Below are 25,366 nucleotides of genomic sequence, written 5' to 3' on the forward strand. Positions count from 1 at the left end.
ATCTTTCGGGACAGCCCCCTTTTATTGCCTTATCATCTAAGTCGTAAATCGTGCATTAACCTTTAATGGAGCCGATCATGACGCCTTTCTCGAAATATTTTTGCATAAACGGATAAATGAGCAGAATCGGAAGCGTCGAAACGATAATGACGCCGTACTTGATCTGGTCGGCATATCGCTGCGCGTACCCCCCGGCATCCCCGCCCGTTCCCGCACCGCTCGAGAATACCTGGTTCGACAGCAGGATATCCCGCAGAACGATCTGCAGCGGCTGGAGCTTCGTATCCCGGATATAGACCAGCGCCGTAAAGAAATCGTTCCAATGCCCCACCAAATAATAGAGCCCGATGACGGAGACCAGCGCTTTGGACAGCGGCAAAGCCACTTTGAAGAAGAAGGTAAAGTGAGAGCAGCCGTCCATGACGGCGGCTTCATGCAGCTCCTGCGGCAGCGAGTTTTCAAAGAACGTCCTCGCAATGATCAAATAAAACACATTCACGGAGAACGGGAGAATAAACACCCAGATCGTGTTGGTCAAGCCAAGACCCTTCATCAATAAATAGGTCGGAATCAGCCCGCCGTTGAAGAACATCGTGATCACGAAAATAAACATGATGATGCGCCTGGCGCGAAATTCCTTTCTGGACAGCACATAAGCTGCCGGAAGCGTGAACAGCATGTTCACCAGGGTGCCGAACACCGTGTAAAACAACGTATTTCGGTACCCGGTCCAAATCCGCATATCCTTGAAAATTTCCTGGTAACCGAAAAAACTAACATTTTTGGGGATAAACATGACCTTCCCCGTAGAGACGAGCGTTGAGTCGCTGAACGAAGCAATGATGATAAAATACAGCGGATAGGCAATCAGCAGAAAAATCAATACGCACAGAAAACCCAAGATGATCTTAAATCCCAGCTCCTTGCCGTTGATGCGCATTCTGGCAGTTTCATGTTCCACAACCGTTTCTCCTTCCCCGATCATTAGAATAAGCTCGTTTCCGACATTCTCTTCGATATCGTGTTCATCGCATACAGAAATACGAAATTGATGAGCGTGTTAAACAAACCGATGGCCGAAGCCAAGCTGAACTGGTTGGAGATGATCCCGATTTTGTAAACATAGGTGGCTATGACCTCCGAGACGGGAAGGTTCAGCGAATTCTGCATCAGGAATATTTTCTCGAAGCCGGTCCCGAGGATATTCCCCATGCTGAGAATGAACAGGATGATGATGGTTGGAACGAGTGCGGGAATGTCGACGTACCGGATCGTCTGCCAGCGGCTGGCCCCATCGATCTTGGCGGCATCGTACAGCTGGGGATCCACGGTGGACAAGGCCGCAAGATAGATAATGCTGTTCCAGCCGCAGTGCTGCCATATGTCGGAGAGCACGTACACCGGAATAAAGGTCGAGGTGGAGGCTAGCAAATTGATATGCCCCAGCCCCACGGCCTTCATAAAGTGACCGACAACCCCGGTTTCGGAGGACAGCAGCACGTTCAGCATCCCGACCAGCACGATGATGGATATGAAATGGGGCAGGTATACGGTGGTCTGCATCACCTGCTTCATTCTTTTTCGGCGAATCTGGTTTAGAATGAGCGCTAAGATGATCGGGGCCGGAAAGCCGAGCACGATCGTGGCCAGACTGATCAGAAACGTGTTTCGCATCAAATCGGTGAACAGGTAACTGTCGATGAATTGCTGAAAGTAGGCGAGCCCGCGCCACTCTCCGCCGGTCAAGCCTTGGCTGAAATCGTAATCCCTAAACGCAAGCTGGATGCCGTACATCGGCACGTAGTTAAACAACAGAATGACGGCAATCGCCGGAAAAATCATAATCCACAGCTGGTAATCACGTCTGAAGGTGTTCAATCTTTTGCGAGGCCCCATATCCTCCCTCCTAGTTTTGATTCATGTAATCGTCGTAATATTTTTGCATAATCTCAAGATTCTGCTTCAGGCCTGCCTTCTCGCTTTCCTTGATATACGCGTCCCATTCGGCTTCCACGCCGCCCTTGGTGACCCATTTCGCAAAGCTGGATTCCGCCAGATTCATTACGTTCGTATTGTTCAGGCTCATGGCGTTATTGTCCATGGTGGAATACTTGATGAACATGCCGGGGAACACGTCTTTATCGGGATCCACCTCCAAGGCCGCCTCCAGCGGCTCCGATTGACCCAGCACCTCCTGCATATCGGTGCCAAGCGTCAGCTTTAAGGTATCGGGAATATAAAATGCGCCGTGGTCCGCCATCGTCGAGGTCCATTTCCACGTGCCCGGATCCATCTTGGCATCGGCCGGAGGCAGAACGGCATATGTACCGTCTCCGTTATCTTTAATGTTCGGTCCGAGGGACCCGAACAGCACCTGCATGCCCACCTCGGGCGCATAAAGCTCGTTGATGAATTTCATGGCCGCTTCTTTGTTCTTGGTCTTGGCGGACATGACGATATGGTTGGTGCCGTAATTCAGGGAGTAATGATCATAGCTCCAGGACAGCTTCCCTGCATAATCTGCCGATGCCTTCATCGGCGGCATGGAAGCGTACTGCGGTGCCAGCTGCTCGCCGAAGCGGTCGGACGCCACCCATCCCCAGGTAAAGCCGACCTTGGCCGTATCCCCTTCCCCGCGCGCGATGGATTGAAATTTCGTATAATCATGCGTGAACACTTCCGGGTTGACCAGACCCGCCTTGTACAATTTATTCAGAAACGCGACCATCGTTTTGTACCGTTCATCCGTCAGGAAGTTCTTCACCTGACCGTCTTCCACGAAATAACCTTGTCCGCTGCCGTCCGTCAGCGTAATGCCCATGCTGCCCAGGAGCACCGCGGGGTTAAAATATCCGCCGATGCCTCCCGGCCAATCCATCGGAATCTCGTCATTCGGATCGCCGTTGCCGTTGGCATCCTTCTCTTTGAAAGCCACCAGGACTTCATACAGCTCATCCCATGTGGTCGGCATGCTCAGACCGAGGTGATCCAGCCACTGCTGGTTAATGAACTGCCTGCTGGCGGTAGCGGGCCAGAACCGCTGATATTTCGGGAGACCGTAGATTTTGCCGTCCGACTGCGTGGCGATTATTTTCGTATCCGGTTTTTCATTAAACATGTTCTGTACGTTGGGCGCCTGCTCCAGCATGCCGGATAGATCCTGGAACAAACCCTGGAATTGCGCAAAGTCTGCATCCGTAATGACGTTCGGCCCGATGAACAGATCCGGAATATCGCCGCTGGCCAGCATCGTCCCTTTCTTCTGTCCCCAATCCGCGGTAATCTCCTGCCATTCGATGTCCACGCCCGCCGTCTCCTCAACCTTTTGCAGCCACTCCATTTCGGCCAGCGGCTTCGTGAGCGGGTGCTTGGTAATGATGGCGGTAAGCTTTACTTTGCTGCCGGTTTGGTCTCCGGGAGTCTCCGCCGAGTCGTTCTGGCCGTCTCCGGCCCCGCTGCAGCCTGTTAACAACATGGCCGTCATGGCGACAAGCGAGATGAAAACGTTTACCCTTTTCTTCATTCCATTACCTCCTGGTTTCGTTTGTTGGTCTGGTCCATGGGGGTATACGGCCTTGAGTCGGCCTTGCCTTGGGACAGTTTTCACTCTAAATGAAGGCGGCGGGCACCGTAAACGGACAGTTTTTCAGGCATCCTCATTTTTTGAAGGCGCCTATCATCCCATAAATGTAAACGCATCCATTGCAAACCGGCGCTTGGAATTCAAATTTTGTATATGTTCAAAAATTGAAACGTCTTAGCCTGTGAAACAGCTGCCTAGGAATGGCTTCTAAGCAAGCAGGTTTATAAAAGACCGCTGTAATCGGCCTTGTCATCGGCATCAGCGGTCTTTCGTTTTAAGCTTTATGCGTATTTCGATATTGCCCCGGCGTCGTGCCCACCATTTTTTTGAAGGATCGGATAAAACTCGAGGTATTGGTGTACCCGACCTGTTGGGAGATGGCTTCGAGCGTCTCCTCGCTGTCCCGCAGAAGCTGAATGGATTTCTGGATCCGAAGCTGATCGATATGCTCTTTGAAATTTTGCCCCATCGTTTTTTTGAAGTGATGGCTGAAGTTGGAGACCGACATATCAAAATAATCGGCCATCATCTGCAGCGAACAGTTCGGATCCATCCCTTTCTCCGCAATCAGGGACAGGATCTCATCCTGGGTTGCCGCCCGGGAAACGGGGAGGGTTTCCTTGATCATATCGCACAGCTTGGCATAGCTTTCCCTTATGATCCCGATCATCTGTTCCAGCGTATAACGATGGTTAAATGCCGCATCCGTAAGCCGCAGCAGGCTCTGATCGTCATGACGGAACCGCTGGAGGCCGTTGAAGATGACGGTAACGGTATTGAGATACACGCTCTGAATCATATGTGGCGGCAGGCTGTCATTGCTTAGGTAACCGATCATTCTCTCTGCTAGAGAGGCCAGCATGGCTGCATCATTCTTGAGGATCGCAAGCTCGAGGGATTGCAGGATTTCGGCATAATAGGAGACGGCTCCGGTCTGGGGAATCCCGATGTTATCAAAGACCAGCACGGCGTCGGTCTTTCGGATGCGCAGAAACTCCGCCGTTCGGAGTGCCTGCAGATATGAGAGATGGAGGTCCTGCGGAGACGGGGCTTCGCCAGGCTTGCCGATGCCGATCACCGTTCGCCGGCCCGTGTGCTCCAATATTTCATCCTGCATCCGTTCTAGGCAGGATGTGAGCGGGACATTCTCCGCATGGGAGCACACCAGAATCAATTCCTGCGGATAGATGCTTTTAAAGAAATAACCTTGGATATCCTCCGGCAGCCGTCCTTCATAGCGCCGGCAGTAATCCAATATCTTCTCCATCTCTGCTCCATCCGCTTCGCAGCATAGTACGGCAACCGAGAAGCAATCATGCTGAAACCGGAGGCCGACCTTTCTTGCTTCCCGTTCGAAATCATCCCAGCCTGCAAGATGTCCGCTCACCAGTTCAAACAGCAGGTTATCCCGCATAATCGGCAGCGATCCCTTCACATGCTCGTCAAGCTTGCTGTTGGCCATCGAAAGCTCCTCCAGCGTATATTTGATCGTATCGATCTCGTTCATGGGCTTGCGGTCCCGCGGTTCGAAGACTTGAACGGCAAGATCAACCAGACGGCGAATCGGCTGATAGTTGTTCCGGATCGATATATAGATGATAAACACTTCAAGCAGCAGGATCAGGCCGACCAGGATGGCCGTATTCAACTGAATCGTCCGAATGCCCTGAAGGGATGAGGATACCGGCAGCAGGCTCACGTATTTCCATCCATTCTTGTCCGAAACCGAGGACGATACCAGATAATCCGATCCGCTGATCGCATAAATGCCCGAAGAGGAAGATGTCTCATCCCCTATGCCCTGCACAAGCTTCCGGAAGTCATCGGAGGATTGGTATGACGTATCATGGGAAGATACCAATCGCCTTCCCTGGCCGTCAAACACAAAAAAATCGCCGCTATAGGTTTCCGAGACGGACTTCATCATCCGGACGATCGTATCTTCCCTTACCATGATCATGACGGCTCCGGGGGAATTCGTGCCTCCTACCGGCAGCGGCTGCACGAAGGTCAGCATTCGAACCCGGTTATTGCCGGGCACAATCACGTTCTCAACAGGCCTGACGACGGGAGACTCGAGATCATTCAAGGTCTGGATCATATCTTCGCCGGCCCAGTTTTCATAGTAGTAACCGACGCCCGGAATGGACAGGTCGTCCAAACTGTATGCGCTTCCAGTTTTGGAAAACAAATAACCGATGTTCTTTACATACAGCAAGGTGTTGTAAATAAATGCATCGGTTGCATTGTATTTTTTCATCTCATTGGCAATGAGGACACGCTGGTAGTCGCTTTCCTCGGCCTTGTACATCTTGAATTCCCGATTCTGCACCAGCTCGAACGGCAAATTGTATACATACCGGGTAAACGTATCCATCGATGTCATGAACTGCTCCGTAATATGCGCATTCCAGTCCATTTCCTTCTCTTTCACAACGTCCGCCGAATAGGGATAGTAATAACACAGGATGACGATCACGGGAAACATCAGCACGAGCAAATAGGAAATCAACAACTTGGTCAGCAGGTTAATCTTATGGATTCGCAAACGGCAACCACCTCCCTATCACTTCATTCCCATTTTCGAAAATGTTATCTATAAGAATACGAAATTTTCAAAAAAAAGAAAACTCATTTCCGCTGTATACGCGTCGGAAATGAGTTTTCTGATATCATACCATTTTGGTGGCAGCGGGAACGTCAGGAGGATTGTTCCACTCCCCATTTTTCGGCCCACTTCTCCATCTCCTTCAAAGAAGCCAGGAAGTCCATCCCCTTCTCGGTCAATGAATACTCCACGGTGACCGGAACGGTAGGGAATACCTCGCGTCTCACGATGCCGCTGCTTTCCAAATGGCGCAGGACATCCGTCAAGGATTGCGTCTTGATGATGGCTGCATCCCGGTGAAGCTGATTAAACCGTTTCGGTCCTTGGGCTAATTGCGCGATGACAAGGAACGCCCATTTGGCTCCAAGAATTTGCAGCACTGAGCAGATATGATTGAACCCTGGCTTTTCCTGAAAGTCTTCTTTAACCGGCTCCATTGCCTCACCCCATCACTAACTAATCGTAAGTTAGTCAAAATGACTGGATAATATCCAAATACTTTGCCTTCTTACATCATATATGCGCGCTGCTTATAATACAAACACAAAGAGATTTCATGCTTTACTATCCGAAACGGCATGTGCTAGCCATGATCCGATTGAGGATATCGATCTCCCAACGGAAAGGATAATGGATATGAATCGATATACGATATATTTATTGGCGCTCGGGGTTTTTCTTACCGCTACTTCGGAACTGGTCGTCTCGGGTATTCTGTACGCGATTGCTGACGATCTTCATATTTCCTTGGCTTTTGCCGGCCAGCTGATTACCGCCTATTCGCTTGCTTTTGCGATCGGAACACCGTTTCTGGTCTCGCTTACCGCTCGAATCAATCGAAAAAAGGTGCTGCTCGGCTCGCTTCTGCTATTCATTGCCGGCAGTCTTGTTTCTTTTTTTAGCACCGGGGTATGGACGCTCATGGCTTCCCGTGTCATTCTGGGCGTAAGCTCAGGCGTCTATCTCGTTGCCGCAATGGGTACCGCAGCCAAAATGGTGCCACCGGCAACGTTAGGCCGTGCGATCGGCACCATCGTGCTGGGTTTCAGTAGCGCCATGGTGCTGGGCGTTCCGATCGGCATATGGATCACGAATCTGCTGAACTGGCAGTCCATTTTTCTGCTGCTGGCTCTGCTCAGTCTGTTGGTCGCCTTTGTCCTTATCAGGCTCCTGCCGGATGTTCAAGGGGATGCCCCCGTTCCCTTCCGCCAGCAATTCAAAGTGCTGGGAAGTCTCGTTATCGTCAGCGCCCTGCTGCTTACGTTCTTCCGGGAATCGGGCAACTCGGTACTGTTCACGTATGTGACGGCGTTTATCCAGGATATTTTTCGCATCGCGCCGTCCGGCATCAGCATCATTATGCTCGGCTTTGGCCTATTGGGAGCCATCGGCTCCAGGCTCGGCGGTTATGGCGTCGACCGTTTTGGGGCGGGGAAGGTAATTGTCCTCAGCACGCTCGTTCATATTGCGGTATTTGCGCTGCTTCCGCTGCTCGCCGGTCAATCGGTCATGGGACTATCGCTGATGGGAGTCATGGTGATGTCCATGTTTGCGGCGGGCCCGGCGGTCCAGAGCTATTTTATCCAGCAGGCACCGGGTTCTTCCAATCTGGTTCTCAGCATAAACACCTCCATTGTCCATCTGGGGTTAGCCGCAGGAGCGGGTGCAGGAGGCTTCATGGTCAATACGTCATCCACGCTTCAATACCATCCATGGCTCGGGGGAATCGTGCTCGCGCTTGGCTTGGCGGCAGGATTGGTCAGCTTCTCGGCCGGAAGGAAGTCGCCGGTTTCCATCCCGAAATCGGCCTGACCTCGCCAGCTCCACCCTATGAGTGTTTAACGCAAGCCGCCCTGTCAACGGGCGGCTTGCATCCTGCTGATTCTTAAAAATGGGCTCACGGATGTTTGCCCATAGGCATAACGTATGTTATGGGTCAACGCCTACTACATGATGAAGGGCAGGAGTCACAGTGGCAGTCTCTTATATGGATTTCACCTCGCCGTCCGTTCGGTTTACTTACGATATGAGCAATAATCCGTTTTTCAAAAAAGATAGTCAGAATTACATCAATTCTCTCTCCGTAAAAGAATTGAACACGCTCGGCAACGCTTCCCTGCTGGATATATATCTCAGTACCGGAAACGTAGTGGAGCCGCATATCCATCAAAATGCATCGGAGCTGGTATATGTCGTTTCCGGCTCAGCCATCGTTTCCCTTGTCAATCCGTTTACGAAAGAGCTGCTGAACTTCACGGTAACGCCCGGTCAAGTTGCGCTCGTGCCCCAAGGCTGGTGGCATTATGAAATGGCGACGGTCGACAATACGCATCTGATCGCGGTCTTTGACGCGCCGGTGCCTGAATTCATTGGAGGTTCGGATCTCTTGAGATTGACGCCGGCCAGCGTGTTCGCTCACACCTACTGCCTGGATGAAGCCAAAGTCAAAGAGACCTTGGCGCCGATCACCGACACGGTTGTCATCGGGCCGCCAAAAAACTGCCCGCAGCAAGGGCCAGTGCAAGGACAAATGAAACATCAGCCTCACGCATCTCATCTTAATCAGCACTATTATCATCAAGGAGCGCCTGGCCATCGAGATTATGAGCTTCTTCAGCAGCAGCAGCAACAGCAATTCCAGCAACGGCAGCAGTTGTTCCAGCAGCATTTCAATGCGAAGGATCAAACGCAGCATGGAACGTATGCTGCTGAACCGCAGCGAACCCCAACTCAAGCACAAGAGCAGTTCCGTTCGCAACAGCAATTACATGAACAACAGCGTCAGCAGTTCATCCAACAACAGCAGCAGTTGCCATTCCTGCAGCGCCAGCTAATTGGAAACGGCTGGGATAAATTCTGATTAGCCCTTCGGTGATGGAGGGTCATCCATTGAAATACGCAGCATCATGATTCGTCATGATGCTGCGTATTTCTTTTTAATATGGAATTATATGATTTAGGAAGACCGGATGCTCCCGTTATTCTCAGCTTCCGGCTGGGATACGGCATGATTGCGGAAGCCGCGATACAAGAGGTGTGTTGCAGAGGGAAAGCTGCATACACTGCCTATTCCGTCCTGGGTGCCTGAACGCCGGATTTATGCGGTTCGACACCGCAAAAGCTGATCAGTCCGGCACTGCGCATGTTCTGGAGAACCTTTTGGACAATTTTGCATGACAGCTGCCCGATTAGATTCAAGACAGGTTTCCGATTTGATCCGGCTGTATTTCGTATTCTCCGAAAAACGGTTAGAATAGTAAGATACGGCATCTTTTCGAATGCCAATGTAAATCGAAGGAGGATCCATATTCATGAGCGTTGATTATAAAGCGTATTTCGCTGAACACCGCGAAACCCATCTGAATGAATTGAAGGAATGGTTGTCCATTCCGAGCATTTCCGCCTTGTCCGAGCACAAAGGCGATGTCGCCAAGGCTGCCGAGTGGCTCGCAGGCAAGCTGACCGAAGCGGGACTTGAGCATGTGGAGGTTCACCAGACGGCCGGGCATCCGATTATTACGGCAGACTACCTGCATGCCGAAGGCAAGCCGACCGTGCTCGTTTACGGCCACTATGACGTTCAGCCCGTAGATCCGCTTCATCTATGGGAGACGCCGCCGTTCGAGCCGGCTGTCCGCAACGGCAAATTGTACGCGCGCGGAGCAACGGACGACAAAGGCCAGCTCTTCCTGCATGTCAAAGCAGTCGAAGCCATTTTGAAGCAAGAGAAGGAGCTTCCGGTCAACATCAAATTCTGCATTGAAGGCGAGGAAGAGGTATCCAGCCCCAACCTGCCGCTCTACCTTGACAACAACAAGGACAAGCTGGCGGCAGATGCCATCGTGATCTCGGATACATCCCTGCTCGCGCCTGGCAAACCGGCCATTTCCACGGGCCTTCGCGGGCTGTGCTCGCTGGAATTGTCCCTGGAAACAGCCAACACCGATCTTCATTCCGGTACATACGGCGGCGGCGTGCCGAACGCCCTGCACGCAATGGTGTCCTTGCTCTCCTCGCTCCATGACGAGCAGGGCCGCGTCGCGGTTGAAGGCTTTTATGACGGCGTACTCGAACTGTCGCCCGAAATGCGCGAGGAATTTGCCAAGCAGGAGTTCGACGAGGATAAACTGAAGCGGGACCTCGGCCTTGATTCCTTGTACGGCGAAGAAGGCTTCTCCTTCGTTGAACGCGTGGGAGCGCGGCCGACCCTTGAGCTGAACGGCGTATACGGCGGGTTCCAGGGAGAAGGCAGCAAAACGGTCATTCCGAAGGAAGCCCATGCGAAAATCACCTGCCGCTTGGTCGCCGATCAGGATCCGCAGGCTGTTCTTGACGCGATCGAGAAGCATCTGCATGCGCACACCCCGGTCGGAGCCAAGATCACCTTCCAGCCGAAGGAAAAGGCATTCGCCTTCAATATCGATCCGTCCCATCCGATGCTGCAAAAAGCCGCAGACGCCTTCGAGAACGTGTACGGCACGCGTGCACTGTTCACGAAAGACGGAGGATCGATTCCGATCGTGGAGAAGCTGTCCAGCACGCTGAACGCCCCTGCCGTCATGATGGGCTTCGGCTTGCCGGACGAGAATCTGCATGCGCCGAACGAGCATTTTAATTTGGAGAATTTCGATAAAGGCTTGCTGACGATCGTAGAATATTTGAAGCTGGTGTAACGGTGACGCCGACAATCCGAAAGTAACATAGTAACATCCTAAATAAGAACGCGTATGGCGGGATAATTGAATCCCTTCCAATACGCGTTCTTTTGTTTTAGTGAGAGTCCCTTGCCATTATTAAGCCGGCCATTGGCGTGAGAGCCACTTGCCATTCTTAAGCCGGTTATTGGCGCGGGAGCCTCGATTTACCGACGAAAAACGGCCATGGACGTGTCTACGCGACTAAACACCTGCAAATCCCCAATCAGACGGTGCCATATTAAATGGTTGCCGGTCCTATGTATGCGGTGGTTTCCCTACCAACAGACAGCTCTTCACCACGCATGTGGTTTCCACACCAACAGGCAGTTTCTTCAACACACTTGTGGTTTCCATTCTAAACAGGTAGCTTCTTCCCATCACATGCGGTTCCCACGCCAAACAAGCGCCGTTATCCCCATACCCATCGGACTACAGATCCGTTATTTACCACAAATCAGGCCATTCTCTAAGTGCAACGGACACCAGTTCCGTTATTTAACCCTTTCGCCGCCAAAAAACGGACTTTTTATGCAATTAACGGACCTCATGTCCGCAAGCATCAAAGTTTAGCTCTTATCAGAGCAAATAACGTATCCTGTGTCCGCTAAATCCCGAAGTATACAATATGGTAGACAGCCGTTACATGTCTCGGACCACGTACCGTTCGAACAGGGTGCAGGGCGCCTGAAGAATATGACGATATGGGCGAATACATTCGAGAGATTACCAAAGGCGGCACGGATATCGTGATCGACTGCGTCGGCATGGACGGGAAGAAGTCGACGATGGAAGCCATCGGCCAAAAGCTGAAGCTCCAGGGCGGAACATTGAGCGCGATTGATATCGCCATCCAGGCCGTGCGCAAATTCGGCACCGTCCAGCTGACCGGCGTATACGGTTCGCTGTATAATATGTTCCCGCTCGGCCATATTTTTGAACGAAACATTACCCTTACCATGGGGCAGGCCCCCGTTATTCATTACATGCCGGAGCTGTTCAAGAGGATCACCGCCGGCGAATTTGATCCGAAGGAGATTATCTCCCACCGGCTTCCTCTGGAACTAGGCAAGCGATGCCTATCGGATATTCAGCGATCACGAGGACGAATGCACCAAGGTCGTTCTAAAGCCGTAGCGTAATTCCACAGAAAAAAGATAAACCAAGCATTCCCTGTCACATCCTTTATCTTGGATAGGAGATGCTTGGTTTTTTGTGTCCCGGTTCATGGAATTTAGGGAGTGAGCCTAAAATTTCGCCGGGTGCGAGTTAGGCGCTTCGACATAACTTCGCACGTCTAAGGGGTGCGTAGTCAACGGCAACCACATTTACCGGGTAGGCTGTCTATTCACTCGCTTTTCTGGGATTCACCCGGATGATCGTCCCGCACGGATCCGATATCCAGTAGCCCCGCGAGTTCTCGTAAACCTCCACCTCATCCCTGCGGTCCACCCGGTGCTCTCTCAAATATCGGGCAGCCTCCTCCGGATCCTCCGTGTTGACCTCGAGCCAAACATCCTGCTGCGAATAGTTGAGCATGCAATCCAGCCATAAGGTATTCGGGCCGTGCTGAAAAGCATGCGACCCGTCCCTGAAGCCCAAATATGGCAGCCTTAAAACCTCTTTGTAAAAATGCACGGTCTCCTCATACTTGTGCTTCGGAATTTTAATGGCAACATTATTTCCGCCGATAAACTGAATGTCCGCTGATGTCATGAGTACAAACCTCCATTGTGGTTTTTTGCCATTGTATCATGCAGCAGCTTGGTTAAATTCTTCCGGATTGCTGTTATTCGCGGCGATTTGCCATAACCTCGGCATTCGTTATATACCAATTGGGCACATGCGTCCGGAATCCATCATACCAATTCAGCACGGTTTGGGCCTGGTTCATCATAACCTCCACTTCCTGCTCTCCGAACGGGATGGCCCAATGAATGGAGGATATCTGATTGCTTGCGATATAAAGCGCCATTAATCTGAAAAATGAATCCGGCACCTCTAGTCCTTGGAAATATCCGTGAATACGACCCGAAGCGAACCACGGGCTAATCGCGGCATCCCACGTAATCCGGTTAAACTCCTCCCAAGGATCACCGTAGTCCGCCCGGTTGAAATCAATGATGCCGAGTTCCCCTTCAGGCGTAACCACCATGTTGCCGACATGATAATCCCCATGTTGAAAAGCAACGGGACGCTCTTCTAGCAAATACCGGTGCGCCTCCATAAATCGGACGATGTTCTCAGCGCCGGCAAGCCGGATGCCGCAGCTCTCATAATTTTTTATGTATCGATCCATTTTTGAATTATAGTAAGACGCCCACGTATCCAATCCGCTGTCGGCCGGAACGCCATGCATCCTGTTCAAATATGCGCCGGCCTGAACGCCAAGCCGGTACTGCTCCTCTGAATCCAGCAAAGGAATCGCCTCCCTTGCATCTTCTCCCGGAACCCAGGTGAACAGGGAATACACTTGCCGGCCACCATGACAGACGCCAAAATCAATCGGGCGAGACGTTCGCATTTCGATGGGATCCAGCTTTTTAACCGTTTCAAACTCCCATTTCTTCCTCTCGAACTGAGAGATATCGGATAGCCGGAGGAGCCGCTCCTCGCCTTGCATATCCTGAATATAATATTTACGATCTGCCGACCAGCCCTTGTCAACCGCTTGAATGGCAATCCATCCATCAGCCCCCGGGATATCACGAATCGCTTCCTGCATGCCATGCACCTCCTGTATCCAAAATCCTTAACGATCCTTGAGCCTTATTCATTATAAATGAAGATGGATACTTAGGGCATACAATCCCATTTTTTTATTTTGGCCCATAATCACTGACCGTAACTGTCAGGAATGATGTAATATACTCGTTTTGCAGCACACATCCTAAACCAAAGCGAGGGTTAACACATGAACATGAGCAAAGCGGATTTTACGACAGAATGGTTAAAAGAGGCGCATATAACGGAACAAGTCATGAACGCTTTAACCGACGATTCGCTTAAAACCGCCATGACGGAGCAGCATCGCACGCTCGGTCAGCTGGCATGGCATTTGGTCATGTCGATTCAATACATGACCATGCTCGGTTTGCAATTTGAGGGCCCGTCCCGCGAGCAGAAAATTCCCGATTCGGCTGCCGAAATTACCGACAGCTACCGCCGGATCCGGCATGCCCTTCTGGATGCGGTTCAGTCGCAGTGGAGCGAGGAGGATCTTCGCGCTACCCGTGAATTCGACGGAGAGCCCTGGACCAATGCGGCATTCCTGCATTTTACCCTGGTTCATCAAGCGCATCACCGCGGACAGATGACGGTGCTGATGAGACAAGCCGGCCTGCGGATTCCCGAGCTCTACGGTCCGACCTACGATTCCTGGATCGACAAGGGCATGGACCCGCTCGTATAAAAAAGATACAATCTACTTAAAAGTAAACGGTCGGGATCGTCCCTAAGGAAGGAGCGCGTTTTGATGTCCAAAGCGGATAATATGCTGTCGATCCTGTGGATGCTTCGCTCGGGCAAAAAGATGACCGCGCAGCAAATCGCCGATGAGCTGGAAATCCATGTTCGAACGGTGTACCGCTGCATCGATTCGTTATGCGCCAGCGGCGCGCCCATCATCGCCGATTCCGGGCCGAACGGCGGCTTTCGGATTCTCGGACCGTTCGCCGAGTCCCCGCTGATGTTTGATGCGGAAGAGCAGAAGGCTTTGGTGCATGCCTCGATTTTTGCCAAAGAAACCGGCTATCCGTTCACGGACGCGCTGGAGCGGGCGATCGGCAAGCTGAAGCTTTATACGAACGAGGAGCAGCTTCATCAGATCGAACGGCACAGCAGCGGCGTCGCGGTTTTGCAGCCTCCGGTCCATGACGGGCTTCGCCCGCTGCTGCAGACGCTGGAGAATGCCGCGGCACAGGGACAAACCCTGAAGATGACGTATTCGAAGGGCCGGGAAGGCTCCGGAACCGTCCGAGACTTCGATCCCTACGGCATTATCCATTGGAAAGGCCAATGGTATGCTGCGGGCTACTGCCGTCTGCGCCAAGAGATTCGCAATTTTCGCGTGGACCGGATCCTCGGTCTGGAGACGACAGACCTGGTCTTTGAGCGGCCCGTTGATTTTTCTGCCAAGGATGTCTTGCTTGGCAGTCTTCTCCCGGATCCACGCAGCACGGAACCCCTGGTCGATGTTGTCATCCAAGCCCACGAGCATGTTCTGAATGAATTGAGCCAGCATTGGTTGTTTGGGCATACCCTCGTGTCGCGTCATGATGGCGAGGCTCGTTTCGGGCTGGACACGTCTTCGCTGACGTCCTATGTGCCCTACTTCCTTCTCCCCTACGGCAAAGCTTTAACCATTCTGGAGCCAGCTTCGCTCGTCCTGAAACTGTCCGAGATCACGACAAGCCTAGCACTCCATTACGAACGCATGTTAATCGGCATGACCAAAAAGGAAGGATGATATCCATGGAGAAATTTGCAATGTACGGGAAACTGATCGCCCATCCGGGCAAACGGGATGAACTTGCGGAGATACTGCTTGAAGCAGCCGCGATGCTTCGCGATAACGAAGACTGTGAGCTTTATATCGTCAACGTCTCGGACAGCGATCCGAATGCCGTATGGGTCACGGAATTGTGGAGCAGCCAAGACGCGCATGCCGCTTCCTTGCAGGGAGCGGATACGTCCGAGCTGCTGCAGCGCGGGCGGGCGCTGATTGCCGGCGCAGAGCCGCTCAGGCTTAAGCCGCTTGGAGGCAAAGGGTTTTAGGCAATTCAATTCCGGTTAGGAATAAAAGAGGCCGTTCCCGAATCGAAATTCAGGAGCAGCCTCTTTTTTGCTATATATTGTTACGATATTCCGAGGGGCTGTAGCCTACCTCTTTCCGAAAGGTTTTCGAGAAATAGTTCGCCGATTCAAAGCCGGTGGCATCCGCAATTTCCTTGATGCTTAGAGACGTCGTCCTCAGCATGAGTTTGGCCTGCTCCATCCGTTTGAGGCTTAAATATTTTTGCGGCGTGATTCCGAAATGCCGTTTGAAATACTTAATAAAATAATTCGGGTGCAAATGCAGCGTTCCCGCCATCTGCTCCAGCGTAATTTCCTCATGCAGATGATTTTTGATGTACTGCTGCACTTTGTGGAGCCTGCCCATATCCTCCATTTTGTCCGCATGAATCTGCGGCTGCTGGTGTTCGAACACGCGGGAGAGAATGTCCAGCATCACGGACTTTTCCCTCAATCGCGCGGCGAGGGTATCGGAACGATGCGCATCGACGAGCTGCTGGAATAATGCCGGCATCTCCGCGTTCCCCGATAAATCGTAGCAATGGGGCACGTTCAGCCAGGAAAACACATCGGAATCGCCCACGGTCGCCGAGAAGTGAGACCAGTATTTCAGATAGGGACGGCCGCTGATGACAGAGTAGGATTGCCGGGTCCGTGCCGGCATCAGAACCAATTGACCCGGTACGGGATACAGCTCCTCATCGCCGATCTTCACCCACCCTTCCCCATCCAGGATAAAATAGAGCTTGTTGTACGACACGGTGTAGTCGAATTCCTTCCATTCCGGCCAGCACTGCGTTCTTTCGGCCTCCCAGATCTGAACCTGCATGTTCAGGAGCATCTGCTGAATGGCTTCATGTTCATTTCGTTCATTCTTCATCTTCAATTGTCCTCTAAAGTTATTATAATACCCGTCGGAGTTAAGTAATTATCTATTCATACTAACACATTCTTGTTAAAATCAAACTCGACAATTCCAAGAATCGGAGGTTTGAATCCATGACAACGACTACCACTCCAACCAATCAAGTCATCCATGATCGAAACCAGCGCGTGCAATGGTTCCAGAACGACCGTTTCGGCATGTTCATTCACTGGGGGCTTTACTCCATCCCGGCCCGAGGCGAATGGCTCCGAAGCACGGAACAAATGAGCATCGAGGCCTATCAGGCCTATTTCGATGAATTTGATCCCGTTGATTATAATCCTCGGGAGTGGGCCAAAGCGGCCAAGAAAGCAGGCATGAAATATGCGGTGCTGACGGCCAAGCATCATGACGGATTCTGTTTGTTCGACAGCAAGCTGACGGAATATAAGTCAACGAATACCAAAGCCGGCCGGGATCTCGTGCAGGAATTTCTGGAAGCTTTCCGTGAAGAAGGCCTTAAAGTCGGCCTCTATTTCTCGCTGATCGACTGGTATCATGAGGACTACCCGGCTTATGGAGACCGGATTCACCCGATGCGGGCGAACGAAGCCTTCAAGCGCGATCCGAAAAACTTCGACCGATACCTGGATTACATGCATGGACAAGTGCGTGAGCTGCTCACAGGCTACGGCAAACTCGATATCATGTGGTTTGACTTCTCTTATGATAACATGCGCGGCGAGGTGTGGCGCGCCACAGAGCTGATGAAAATGATCCGCGAGCTTCAGCCGCACATTCTTATCGACAATCGGCTGGAGGGAAGCGGCGAGAGCGGGGGCAGCATCTATACCACCGATCCGTCCGTATACAGCGGCGACTTCGCGTCGCCGGAACAGATCATTCCGCCGCACGGGGTTGTGGACCAGACAGGTGCCCCGATTCCATGGGAAGCCTGTATTACGCTGAACAACAACTGGGGCTATGCCGCAGCTGACCGCAATTACAAATCGGCAACCACCATCATCCGCAAGCTGGTGGAATGCGTCAGCAAGAACGGCAACATGCTGTTGAACGTCGGTCCTGACGCGAAAGGCTCCATCCCGAAGGAGAGCCTCGACGTGCTGGAGGAGATCGGCGACTGGATGAGCAAGAACGGAGACAGCATCTATGGCTGCGCGGCTGCCGATTATCCGAAACCGGAGTGGGGTCGTTATACCCAAAAAGGCAATACACTGTATGCCCACGTCTTTGAGGAGTCCATCGGACCGATCAATCTCATCGGCATGGCCGACAAAGTGAAGAAGGCCCGGCTGCTCGCGGACGGATACGAATTGTTCCTCAGCCGCCCATGGAGCGCGGCCGAATTCGTCGAGGACGCATTCGTGAACTTCGCGCGTCCCGAACACTTTACCTATCCGCTCCCCGACAAACGCAATACCGTCATTGAACTGGAGCTTTATGACGAATCGGATCGTTCGTAACGATAAGATCGCTTATACATGAACTAATCCCTATAAGAGACTGACTCGATGTTTCGTTACATCGCGTCAGGCTTTTTTATGTCCGGACGCCTCGTCCTCCCAAGATCATCATGCCGTTTTCAAAACGCAAAAAAATCGTATTGCACAATAACTGTTTATGCAATATACTAATTATCAATTAAACTGTTTATATAATACACAATTATTTAAAGGAGATGTTCGGTTCATGATTACCTATGCTGTTGAAATTCGTCAGCTTCGCAAAAGCTTTGGGCACCAGACCGTTCTGGACGGGATCGACCTGAGCGTGCCGCAAGGAAACGTATTTGCTCTTCTCGGTCCTAATGGGGCCGGCAAAACAACCTTGATTCACATCCTGTCCACGTTGGTGACGCCCGATGTCGGGAGCGTGAGGATCAACGGGTTCGATCTCCGCGATCACAAGCAGGAGGTTCAGCAGTCCATCAGTCTGACCGGCCAGTTCGCGGCCGTTGACGAAGTGCTGACCGCCGAAGAAAACCTCAGGATGATATGCAGGCTGTCGGGTCTATCCGCGGCGGAAGCCGGGCGGAGAACCGCCGAGCTGTTGGAGCACTTCGATCTGGCGGCCGCGGCGGCCAAGCGCGTGAAGACGTATTCCGGCGGGATGAAGAGACGGCTTGATCTGGCGATCAGCCTTGTCGTACCGCGGCCCGTGTTGTTCCTCGATGAACCGACCACAGGACTTGATACGCGCAGCCGCCGTGCGCTGTGGGATATCATCCTGCAATTGAAGAGCCAAGGCATCACCATCCTGCTGACCACGCAGTATTTGGAGGAAGCCGACCAGCTCGCGGACCGGATTGCGGTTCTGGATGGGGGACGAATCGTGGCTGAAGGTAGTCCGGCCGAGCTGAAGACCCGGGTCGGTGGTGAAATGCTGGAGCTTCGCGACGCACGCGACGAAGTGATCCACAGGATTCCGACAAGCGGCAGCATCGGCGACGTCGCACATACGCTTCAGGAGTTCATACGCTTGCTCCCGAATGAGACGCGCGTAAGTCTTCACAGACCCAATATGGATGATGTATTCCTGTCGCTTACCGACAAGAAAATGGAGGGAATTGTATGATAAGAGCAACGGCAACGGCTACGAAAACAAAAACAACGTCCTTAGCAGTTACCCAGTCTGTCTTTATCGGCCGCAGCCTGCGTCACAGCATCCGCAACGCGGAGGCGATGATAACGGCAATGGTGCTGCCGATCATGCTGATGCTGCTGTTCACCTATGTATTTGGCGGTGCCCTCGATCCCAGCGGACAGTATGTTAACTACGTGGTTCCGGGGATCATCCTGCTATGCGCCGGCTTCGGATCGTCCAGCACGGCCGTCGACGTCTCCCAGGATATGACCAATGGCATCATTGACCGCTTCCGCACGATGCCCATTCAAAGCTTGAGTGTCATCACGGGGCATGTGGTCGCCAGCCTTGCCCGGAACATGCTTGCGACAGGCGTTGTTATCGCAGTGGCTCTGCTCGTTGGATTCAGGCCATCAGCAGGGCTTATGGATTGGATACTCGCCATCGGCTTGATCGCGCTCTTCATCTTTGCCTTCACCTGGCTCTACGCCGCTATCGGTCTCGTTGCAGGCAGTCCGGCAGCGGCCAGCAGTTATGGATTCATCCTGCTCTTTCTCCCTTACCTCTCCAGTGCTTTCGTTCCCACCGAGACGATGCCGGCTTGGCTGCAAGGGATCGCAAGCAACCAGCCGATTACGCCGGTCATCGAATCCATTCGCGGATTACTGACGGGAGGCTCCATCCAGGATCAGATCGGCTGGGCGATCGGATGGTGCCTGTTCATCCTGATCGGCTCGATGGTATGGAGCATGTGGACGTTTAAGAGGAAAGCCGGACGACGCTAAATACGGGTGGCTGCTTTACTAAGGGCGCGCGAAGGATACTCCATCCGATTCCAAAAGGCTGCCGTGTCCTTCCTATCTCATAGTCGGTCATTCCACCAGTACCCCCGTAACTAACGTTAATGAAAGTCCGGCCGGAACGATACCAACCAACCAGGCGCTGAACAAGTCGGGCTTGGGCCGACTCAATCAGCAAAAAAAAACGATCCTCATGAGAGGATCGTTTTTTTTTGCTCGGCTGTTGCTGCACTTTTTGGATCGACCAAGCCCCGTAACTTGGCCGACATCATGGCTTGTCCGATGGTTCCTGTTGTTTCTTGGTTTGAAAATATTGCTCGATGCCATCCAAAATGCGTTCTAACCCGAAATCAATGTCATTGCCTATCGGATTCACTTCCTCGCTGTCTTCCGTATAGACCCCCGACATCACAACCGGGTACAGGAACGGAAACCGATCCGGCTTCATAAGCTGTTTCAGCGCTTCCGTATAATCGAGTCCACTAAACTGTTCCGGGGTAGAGCCTGCCTGTATGGCGCGGTCCATATCCCGCTGCATCATGCCGCTCGTTCTGGCATAATTGCTTAACAAGAGAATCAAGGACATCCGCTCATAATCATTCAGCGGAAGATCCTTCATGAACCGCAGACCCCAATCGATAAATCGCAGATTGTTCGGCGTAATGGGAATACCCGTAATCGGAATGTCTCCGAACCAGGGGTGATCCCGGAATACCTGCATCGTCGATTTGACGTAGACCCGCATATTCTCGCGCCAGTCAGCAGAATCTTCCGCCGGAATGGGAATATCGCACGCGGCGTTCTGCATCAGCACCAAAAGGTCGTCCTTGCTGGATATGTACCGGTACAGCGACATGGCGGTAAAACCCAAAGTGGACGCAATTCGATTCATGGAGACAGCTGAAAGCCCTTCTTTATCGGCAATGTCGATGGCCGTATCTACAATCTGGGAAAGGCTCATCTCCCGTTTCGGTCCCCGCTGCGGCGGCTTAACCAATCCCCAGCTGAGAGCCGCCCCTCTGGGCAGCTTGGATCCAATATCCGGATCTATCGTCTCATCGTTAGACATGATCATGTTTCCTTTCTGCATCCTTGCATCTGATAATAATTGTTTATATTATAAACAGTATAACATATCTCATCATCCATAGGTAAAGAGGGCGAATCAGAGTCTTAGCAGAGAGCTGCCGGCTTCGCCGCCCCCCTCGGAAGCAAAGCTGATCTGAACGATCTTCTCCTGCGAGCCATAAGTGGTGATCCAGCCGTGAGCCATGATCCTATCCAGTCCCAACACATCTTGATAAAAAGCATAACAAATCCTTCCATCATAAAAAGCTGTTGAGATTGAACTCAACAGCTGATTCGTTAGCTCCCTGATGCCGTTGGCCTAATGATGATTTCATTCACATCGACTTCCGGCGGCTGCTCGATGGCATACACAATCGCTTGCGCAATCGATATCGCCGGGATCGATATTCTTCGATACTCCTTCATGACTTGTCTGGCCGTATCATCGGAAATGCTGTCGGCCAGCTCCGACTCCGTCACGCCCGGCGATATTTGCGTAACCCGGATACCTTTGCTCCCGACCTCCTGTCGCAGCCCCTCCGAGATTGCGCGAACCGCATGCTTGGTGGCACAATAAACGGCAGCGGTAGGCGATACCTCATACGCACCGATGGAAGCGATATTGATAAATTGACCAAAGCCCTGCTTCTGCATCACCGGCAGCCCTGCCGCAATGCCATGCAGGACGCCGCGGACGTTCACGTCGATCATCCGGTTCCATTCGTCCACCTTCAAGGCTTCCAAGGGCGATAGAGGCATGACGCCTGCATTGTTTAGGATGACATCCACCCGCCCGAATCGGCTCACCGCCAAGTCGATGAAGGATTCCATCTGATCGAGATGAACGACATTCAGCGATTGGTAAACGGCTGAGCCGCCTTCCCCATTCAATGCGGCAGCCAGCTTCTCCAGCCTGTCCGTTCTTCTCGCCCCGAGCACCACATGTGCGCCATGCTGAGCGAGCAGCCGGGCCGCCGCTTCGCCGATCCCGCTGCTCGCGCCTGTAATGGCCACGACTTTTCCTTTTACGCTAGACATGCAACAACGCTCCTCCCGTTCCTGTTCTGTATTTCGAAATCCATTCCGCATTTTTGCCATGACACAATGTTAGATTTCCCGATACAATACCATTCCGGCATGATAGAGAACGCCGTCCCGAAAATCGCCGTCGGCCGTGAACCCGGTATCATCCACATATTCGATGTGATCGCCTTCCATGAAATAGCGGCCTTGATAGGCGCTTTGCCGCGGTCCTCTTGCTTCATCATAACGCCCGTTCGGGAGGAGCTCGTGGCGGATATATCCGTCCTTCGTAACCCACATGCCTGCATAGGGATGCTTCGCCCCATTCGCATCAAGAGCTGGATTCATTCCATTCCCTCCTCTTCGCTCTTATCTAATCCTCTTGAGTTTCATTTATAGCTGTCTGCCTTTAACCATTGAGGATAGTTCTATTATGCCTTCACACCGCATTCATCCGGTAGCCGAATCCACCACGATTCTTGCCTATTCCTGCATGATTGATTAAGATTGAACCATATACCATCGGAGGAGGATACCGACCCTGAATGTTCAACCATGAAGGAAGCCATCCGCACAACGAACTTGCAGGATACATAGAAAAATACACGGGCATGGACGGTACATATAGTACGTCGATACCCGCTCTGCATTTTATACGGGCATCCAGCGAGACGGAATTGGTCCACACGATTCATGAACCCGCGCTATGCATCGTGGTCCAAGGGCGTAAATTAATCATGCTGGCACAAGAATGCTATGTTTACGACCCGTCCAGCTATCTTGTCGTCTCGCTGCAGCTGCCCATATCCGGCCAAGTAATCCAGGCGGCACCCGAGCGGCCTTATCTGTGCCTTCGGCTGGACTTTGACAAGCATCAGATTTTCGAGCTAATCAAATCCGGCCAAGAGACCCCTCCCAAGAAATCCGGCTCCCAAAAAGCCCTGTTTGTCAGCCCGATGAATCAAGCGCTGCTGGATGCCGTCGTCCGCCTCGTGCGCCTTCTGGATACGCCGGAGGATATTCCCGTCCTGGCCCCCCTGTTCACGAAGGAAATTCTTTATCGAATCCTTCAAGCCGAGCAAGGGCAATCCCTGAAGCAGTTTGCCGTCAGCGGCAGTCATGCGCAGCGCATCGCGGCGGCTGCCCAGTTGATCGAGCGTGATTATAATCAGCCCTTGCACATCGCCAAGCTGTCCGCAGCCGTCAATATGAGCCCTTCTTCGCTTCATCATCACTTCAAGGAAATCACCGCCATGAGCCCGCTTCAGTATCAAAAGCAAATCCGACTACAAGAGGCCAGGCGTCTCCTTCTCTCGAAAACCTTCGCGGCGGCCGACGCCGGATTTCAGGTCGGCTATGAGAGCCCCACCCAGTTCAACAGGGAATATGCCCGCATGTTCGGATTGCCTCCGATCCGGGATATCAAACGTCTTCGCGACTCATTGGACTTCGGCACGCACGAAACGTAAACCCGATCGGATACGAACAGCAAAACGGAAGGGATTCGCCTGTCAAACATAAAAAAACGGCATTTCTGCCGTTTTTTTATGTCGGGCACCAAGCGGCCCTGCCTTTTATTCGCATGCTATCCTTTCGTTCCGCCCTGCAGCCCGAAGCCCTTGGACATGAACTGCTGGGATAGAATATACATGATGATCGCCGGGATGGCGTACAGCACCGAGAAGGCCGCGAGGCTGCCGTAGTCGACCATGCCGTACTGCCCGAAGAACTGGTACAGCTTCAGGGATGCCGGGAATTTCTCGGGCGATTGCAGCAAGATATACGGAACGAAGAAATTGCCCCAGCTGCCCGAGAACGTAAAGATTGCCACCGTGCATATCCCCGGAACCATCAGCGGCGCCACCACCTTGCGGATCCCCGTAAACACCGAGGCCCCGTCCACCCATGCGGCTTCCTCCAGATCGCTCGGCACGGAATCCATGAAATTCTTCATCATCCATATCCCGTACGGCATGGACGACGCTACATAGAACAAGATGACGCCAAAAATGTTGTCATACAGCTTTAACCCCAGGAACAGCTGGTAGACAGGGACCATAACGGCCGTAATCGGCAGCGAGGTCATGAACAGAATGGTCAGCATGAAGGGCTTCTTATATTTCATCTGATAACGGGATAACGGGTAAGCCGCTAGCAGCGCCAGCAGGACAACCAATACGGCTTGGCCAAGCGACATCACCAGGCCGATCAGATAAGCGCGCTGGTTCTCGCTGCTGGTAATCACCTCTACGTAATTGGCGCCGGTAATCTTGCTAGGCACTTTGAGGGATTGCATTGCATTCGGATCGACGGAAGCCACAAGCACCCAGAGCAGCGGCAGCACGAAGCAAATGCCGATCCCCGCAAGAATCGCATACGGCAGAATTCGATAGACTAATTTACGTTGTTTGGCATTCATATGATTTCACCCCTGGTTACTCTTTCATCGACCTGATATACAGGAGGCTTAACACAATCCCGATCAACAGCAGCAGCAGCGAAATAGCGGTTCCATAGCCTAATTGATAGTTCACAAACGCCTGATTGTACATAAAGATCGGCAGGGTCGTCGTGGAGTTGCCGGGACCGCCTCCGGTCATCGCATAGATGAGCCCGAACACCCCGAGCGTCTGCAAAGTAACCAGCATCATGTTCGTGGTAATGGTGCTTTTGATGTAAGGGATGATGATGCGCGTGAAGATTTTCCACTTGGAGGCTCCATCCACTACCGCCGCTTCCTCGATTTCGTTCGGCACGTCATCCAGCGCGGCTTGAAATACCAGCATCGAGAAGGCCGTGCCGTGCCAAATATTCGCAAGAATGATCGTCAGCATCGGTACGGTAAACAGCCAGGTCACTTCCGAAAATCCGAAAAATGTGATAATCGCATTCAGCGTGCCTTCATCCCCGAAGAAGCTGTACAGACAAAGGGCGCACACGATCTCGGGCGTTACCCAGCCCGCAAGCACAATCGTTCCAATCACGCGCCGAAAGGTCTTGTTCCTCTGCTTCATCAGCAGCGCAATCAGAAATCCAAGCACCTGCTGCCCGATCACCGCCGAACCGATAAGAAAAACCAGCGTGTTCCAAATACTGATCCGAACCGTGGGATCCTGGAACATCCGGGTATAGTTGTCGAGGCCGATAAATTTGAGCTCCCTCGCCGCTTCCCCGGTCAAGGCCAGATTGGTGAAGGAATAGAAGAACGTTAACAGGATGGGATATATAAAAAACACGAGCATAATCGCGATTGAAGGCAGCAAAAAAAAGAGCCAGGTATACGTTTTTCTTCGTTTCGGGTAAACGTCCACGGACAGACTGCTCATG

The 25,366-nt window shown here is 52.3% G+C and carries 23 protein-coding genes and 1 pseudogene; 11 read left to right on the forward strand and 13 right to left on the reverse strand.

The genetic code is table 11. The features are described from left to right. Positions 1–55 precede the first annotated feature (55 nt). From RB297_RS11995 to RB297_RS12015, 5 genes are all read right to left on the reverse strand, one after another. Entirely contained in the window at positions 56–985 is a 930-nt protein-coding gene (locus tag RB297_RS11995; RefSeq protein ID WP_375120517.1) for a carbohydrate ABC transporter permease, read from the reverse strand. Then, a complete protein-coding gene (locus RB297_RS12000) occupies positions 985–1,896 on the reverse strand; it encodes an ABC transporter permease (RefSeq protein WP_375120518.1) in 912 nt (303 codons plus the stop codon). The genes RB297_RS11995 and RB297_RS12000 overlap by 1 nt, the downstream gene beginning before the upstream one ends. A 10-nt stretch (positions 1,897–1,906) precedes the next feature. Next, positions 1,907–3,523: an ABC transporter substrate-binding protein gene (locus RB297_RS12005; RefSeq protein ID WP_375120519.1), complete on the reverse strand. Its 1,617-nt coding sequence runs from the start codon at positions 3,521–3,523 to the stop codon at positions 1,907–1,909. A gap of 334 nt (positions 3,524–3,857) precedes the next feature. Beyond that, positions 3,858–6,131, reverse strand: a complete 2,274-nt coding sequence (locus RB297_RS12010; RefSeq protein ID WP_375120520.1) for a helix-turn-helix domain-containing protein — start codon at positions 6,129–6,131, stop codon at positions 3,858–3,860. A 152-nt stretch (positions 6,132–6,283) separates the two neighbouring features. Beyond that, complete coding sequence (locus RB297_RS12015; RefSeq protein WP_375120521.1) at positions 6,284–6,628, reverse strand: winged helix-turn-helix transcriptional regulator; 345 nt, start codon at positions 6,626–6,628, stop codon at positions 6,284–6,286. A 199-nt stretch (positions 6,629–6,827) separates the two neighbouring features. Here RB297_RS12015 and RB297_RS12020 point away from each other — a divergent pair, with 199 nt between their 5' ends. From RB297_RS12020 to RB297_RS12035, 4 genes and pseudogenes are all read left to right on the forward strand, one after another. After that, complete coding sequence (locus RB297_RS12020) at positions 6,828–8,003, forward strand: MFS transporter (protein WP_375120522.1); 1,176 nt, start codon at positions 6,828–6,830, stop codon at positions 8,001–8,003. A gap of 160 nt (positions 8,004–8,163) precedes the next feature. After that, a complete protein-coding gene (locus tag RB297_RS12025) occupies positions 8,164–9,051 on the forward strand; it encodes a cupin domain-containing protein (RefSeq protein WP_375120523.1) in 888 nt (295 codons plus the stop codon). A gap of 451 nt (positions 9,052–9,502) precedes the next feature. Then, positions 9,503–10,864 (forward strand): dipeptidase, encoded by a 1,362-nt coding sequence (locus tag RB297_RS12030; protein WP_036660112.1) that lies wholly within the window; start codon positions 9,503–9,505, stop codon positions 10,862–10,864. A gap of 710 nt (positions 10,865–11,574) precedes the next feature. Then, positions 11,575–12,022 (forward strand): annotated as a pseudogene (locus tag RB297_RS12035) (MDR/zinc-dependent alcohol dehydrogenase-like family protein); the annotation flags it as partial. Between the two features lie 207 nt (positions 12,023–12,229). Here RB297_RS12035 and RB297_RS12040 read toward each other — a convergent pair. Then, on the reverse strand, positions 12,230–12,601 hold the full coding sequence (locus RB297_RS12040) for a VOC family protein (protein WP_375120524.1): 372 nt from the start codon (positions 12,599–12,601) through the stop codon (positions 12,230–12,232). Between the two features lie 73 nt (positions 12,602–12,674). Next, positions 12,675–13,610, reverse strand: coding sequence for an aminoglycoside phosphotransferase family protein (locus RB297_RS12045; RefSeq protein ID WP_375120525.1), 936 nt, complete (start codon positions 13,608–13,610; stop codon positions 12,675–12,677). 189 nt (positions 13,611–13,799) lie between these two features. On the opposite strand from RB297_RS12045, the gene RB297_RS12050 reads away from it, so the two are divergent. The 3 genes from RB297_RS12050 to RB297_RS12060 all read left to right on the forward strand — a co-directional run bounded on the left by RB297_RS12050 (position 13,800) and on the right by RB297_RS12060 (position 15,661). Further along, the gene (locus tag RB297_RS12050; protein WP_015736790.1) at positions 13,800–14,297 is read left to right on the forward strand and encodes a DinB family protein; all 498 of its coding nucleotides are present in this window, start codon (positions 13,800–13,802) and stop codon (positions 14,295–14,297) included. Between the two features lie 63 nt (positions 14,298–14,360). Continuing rightward, on the forward strand, positions 14,361–15,353 hold the full coding sequence (locus RB297_RS12055) for a helix-turn-helix transcriptional regulator (RefSeq protein WP_375120526.1): 993 nt from the start codon (positions 14,361–14,363) through the stop codon (positions 15,351–15,353). Positions 15,354–15,358: 5 nt separating this feature from the next. Continuing rightward, entirely contained in the window at positions 15,359–15,661 is a 303-nt protein-coding gene (locus RB297_RS12060; protein WP_009591286.1) for a putative quinol monooxygenase, read from the forward strand. 70 nt (positions 15,662–15,731) lie between these two features. On the opposite strand, the gene RB297_RS12065 is transcribed toward RB297_RS12060, so the two are convergent. Then, positions 15,732–16,559 (reverse strand): AraC family transcriptional regulator, encoded by an 828-nt coding sequence (locus RB297_RS12065; protein WP_015736793.1) that lies wholly within the window; start codon positions 16,557–16,559, stop codon positions 15,732–15,734. A gap of 119 nt (positions 16,560–16,678) precedes the next feature. Between RB297_RS12065 and RB297_RS12070 the strand changes: the two genes are divergently transcribed. The 3 genes from RB297_RS12070 (at position 16,679) to RB297_RS12080 (ending at position 19,933) form a co-directional block, all read left to right on the forward strand. Then, the gene (locus tag RB297_RS12070; protein ID WP_375120527.1) at positions 16,679–18,028 is read left to right on the forward strand and encodes an alpha-L-fucosidase; all 1,350 of its coding nucleotides are present in this window, start codon (positions 16,679–16,681) and stop codon (positions 18,026–18,028) included. A gap of 226 nt (positions 18,029–18,254) precedes the next feature. After that, entirely contained in the window at positions 18,255–19,139 is an 885-nt protein-coding gene (locus tag RB297_RS12075; RefSeq protein ID WP_375120528.1) for an ATP-binding cassette domain-containing protein, read from the forward strand. Next, positions 19,136–19,933 carry an ABC transporter permease gene (locus RB297_RS12080; protein WP_096776130.1) on the forward strand — a complete coding sequence of 266 codons (798 nt, stop codon included), beginning with the start codon at positions 19,136–19,138 and terminating at the stop codon, positions 19,931–19,933. The genes RB297_RS12075 and RB297_RS12080 overlap by 4 nt, the downstream gene beginning before the upstream one ends. A 283-nt stretch (positions 19,934–20,216) precedes the next feature. On the opposite strand, the gene RB297_RS12085 is transcribed toward RB297_RS12080, so the two are convergent. The 3 genes from RB297_RS12085 to RB297_RS12095 all read right to left on the reverse strand — a co-directional run bounded on the left by RB297_RS12085 (position 20,217) and on the right by RB297_RS12095 (position 22,387). Continuing rightward, complete coding sequence (locus RB297_RS12085) at positions 20,217–21,017, reverse strand: TetR/AcrR family transcriptional regulator (RefSeq protein ID WP_375120529.1); 801 nt, start codon at positions 21,015–21,017, stop codon at positions 20,217–20,219. 296 nt (positions 21,018–21,313) lie between these two features. Continuing rightward, entirely contained in the window at positions 21,314–22,054 is a 741-nt protein-coding gene (locus tag RB297_RS12090; protein WP_096776131.1) for an SDR family oxidoreductase, read from the reverse strand. Positions 22,055–22,123: 69 nt separating this feature from the next. Next, entirely contained in the window at positions 22,124–22,387 is a 264-nt protein-coding gene (locus tag RB297_RS12095) for an Atu4866 domain-containing protein (protein WP_096776132.1), read from the reverse strand. 197 nt (positions 22,388–22,584) lie between these two features. On the opposite strand from RB297_RS12095, the gene RB297_RS12100 reads away from it, so the two are divergent. Next, a complete protein-coding gene (locus RB297_RS12100) occupies positions 22,585–23,508 on the forward strand; it encodes an AraC family transcriptional regulator N-terminal domain-containing protein (RefSeq protein ID WP_375120530.1) in 924 nt (307 codons plus the stop codon). A gap of 116 nt (positions 23,509–23,624) precedes the next feature. Here the strand turns inward: RB297_RS12100 and RB297_RS12105 are convergent, their stop codons facing one another. Then, positions 23,625–24,458 carry a carbohydrate ABC transporter permease gene (locus tag RB297_RS12105; protein WP_009591022.1) on the reverse strand — a complete coding sequence of 278 codons (834 nt, stop codon included), beginning with the start codon at positions 24,456–24,458 and terminating at the stop codon, positions 23,625–23,627. Positions 24,459–24,474: 16 nt separating this feature from the next. Continuing rightward, positions 24,475–25,365 carry a carbohydrate ABC transporter permease gene (locus RB297_RS12110; RefSeq protein WP_009591023.1) on the reverse strand — a complete coding sequence of 297 codons (891 nt, stop codon included), beginning with the start codon at positions 25,363–25,365 and terminating at the stop codon, positions 24,475–24,477. Position 25,366 lies beyond the last annotated feature (1 nt).

Source organism: Paenibacillus sp. CR_12 (assembly GCF_041953985.1).
Taxonomy (GTDB): Bacteria; Bacillota; Bacilli; order Paenibacillales; family Paenibacillaceae; genus Paenibacillus_AQ; species Paenibacillus_AQ lautus_A.